The sequence below is a fragment of the Paramuribaculum intestinale genome, assembly GCF_003024925.1.
GTDB classification, from domain to species: domain Bacteria; phylum Bacteroidota; class Bacteroidia; order Bacteroidales; family Muribaculaceae; genus Paramuribaculum; species Paramuribaculum intestinale.
The window spans coordinates 1-1,991 of sequence record NZ_PUED01000301.1 but is presented as its reverse complement, the minus strand read 5'-3'; the positions used below and the strand labels follow the sequence as shown (position 1 = coordinate 1,991).

Here is a 1,991-nt window from a genome sequence, read left to right as displayed (position 1 = left end):
GTTATACACATGAGCACCGATTGTGTGTTTTCAGGAGCACGCGGACAGTACACTGAGGATGACCTTCCTGACGGCTCTACATTTTACGACAGAAGCAAAGCTCTTGGAGAATTGGATGATGACAAAAACATCACACTCCGCAATTCGATTGTTGGCCCTGATATCAACGAACAAGGAATCGGACTATTGAATTGGTTTATGCATCAAGTTGGTGAAATAAACGGGTTTACCAAATCGCTTTGGACTGGGCAAACCACCCTTCAACTCGCAAAAACGATGGAAGCGGCAGCAATGGAACATGCTACTGGTTTATATAATGCCGTACCCGATTCAAGCATTTCAAAATGCGACCTTGTCAAACTATTCAACAAATATCTTCGTGGCAATAGCGTGATAATTCATCCAGTAGATGGTATCGTTGCTGACAAATCACTTAAACGCACCCGATTTGATTTTTCCTACCAGATCCCAGACTATGAAAAAATGGTAGCGGAAGCAGCCCAATGGATATTCTCACATAAACAGCTTTATCCACACTATAACCTATAAAATGAGAAAACTAAAACTCATGACGATTTTAGGCACACGTCCTGAAATCATCAAAATGTCAGAAATCATAAAGAAATCTGACGCATATTTTGACCACATAATAGTTCACACGGGACAAAACTACGATTATACCCTTAACGAAGTATTCTTCAAGGAGCTTGATCTTCGAAAACCCGACCATTATCTAGATGTGGTTGGTGACAATCTGGGGCAGACCATGGGCAATGTTATTGCCAAGTCTTACGAAATAATGATTCGTGAACAACCTGACGCAATCATTGTCTTGGGCGACACAAACTCATGTCTTTCTGTCCTTTCAGCAAAAAGGCTAAAAATACCTGTGTTTCACATGGAGGCAGGCAACAGATGTAAAGATGAGAATCTTCCCGAAGAAGTCATACGACGAATTGTTGATGTTACCAGCGATATCAACCTATGCTATTCTGAACACGCTCGCAGATACATAATAGATTCTGGAGTCAAACCTGAATACACGTATGTTGTAGGATCACCGATGGCAGAAGTCCTCAATGCGCATTACACAGCCATCAAAGAAAGTCAGATTCTTGAAACATTAGGACTTCAACCTAAAAGCTACATACTTCTCTCCATACATCGTGAAGAGAATATTGACATAGAAACGAACTTTTATTCCGTAATGAGTGCGGTAAACGCGATGGCACAATATTACGACATGCCGATTCTTTACAGTTGTCATCCACGATCCGAAAAACACATCAACGAACGCGGATTCCAATTTGATAAAAGAGTTATCAAGCATAAACCGCTTGGATTCTTCGACTATAACAAATTACAACAAAATGCATATTGTGTCGTATCTGACAGCGGAACACTTCCTGAAGAAAGCGCAGCGCTTCACTTCCCGGCGGTTTCAGTCAGGACATCTACTGAACGCCCTGAAGCCATTGACAGCGGCATATTCGTAATCGGCTCTATCACTTCTGAAGCCGTAATACAAGCGGTCCGGATGGCTGTTGACATGCGATCCAACGACTACATTCCATCCCCGGTTTCAGCATATACTGACACCACTGTGTCTGACAAAGTTGTGCGTATAATACAATCTTATACTGGGATTGTCAACAAAATGATTTGGCGGAAACAATGAAAGTTCTCATTGTCACACCACACTTCTATCCAGAAAACTTCAAATGCAATGACATGGCATTTGAACTAAACAAAAGAGGTCACGACGTCACTGTTATGACAGCAATACCGGATTATCCTGCAGGAAAATACCATGCAGGATATGGGATTTTCAAACGACGCCGCGAATGTGTTAATGGTGTGAAAATACATCGTTCATTTATTATTCCAAGAGGATCTGGTTCATCCATTAGGCTTGCGCTTAATTATATCTCGTATTCATTATTTTCTACAATTAAAGCCCTTTGGTTTGGATTGATTCACAAATACGATAC

The 1,991-nt window shown here is 41.2% G+C and carries 2 protein-coding genes and 1 pseudogene; all 3 read left to right on the top strand.

Annotated features, from left to right (window positions below):
• Nucleotides 1–549, top strand: a 549-nt coding sequence (locus C5O24_RS12980; protein WP_153061375.1) for a Rossmann-fold NAD(P)-binding domain-containing protein, incomplete at its 5' end; no start/stop codon positions are given.
• Between the two features lies 1 nt (nt 550).
• The gene (gene wecB / locus C5O24_RS12975; protein WP_107036041.1) at nt 551–1,678 is read left to right on the top strand and encodes a non-hydrolyzing UDP-N-acetylglucosamine 2-epimerase; all 1,128 of its coding nucleotides are present in this window, start codon (nt 551–553) and stop codon (nt 1,676–1,678) included.
• Nucleotides 1,675–1,991, top strand: a pseudogene (locus C5O24_RS13865) (glycosyltransferase family 4 protein); the annotation flags it as partial. The gene wecB and the pseudogene C5O24_RS13865, both read left to right, overlap by 4 nt.

Bases quoted from the DNA above. Each gene is read 5' to 3' on its own strand.
- wecB (WP_107036041.1), top strand. From the start codon at position 551: ATGAGAAAACTAAAACTCATGACGATTTTAGGCACACGTCCTGAAATC.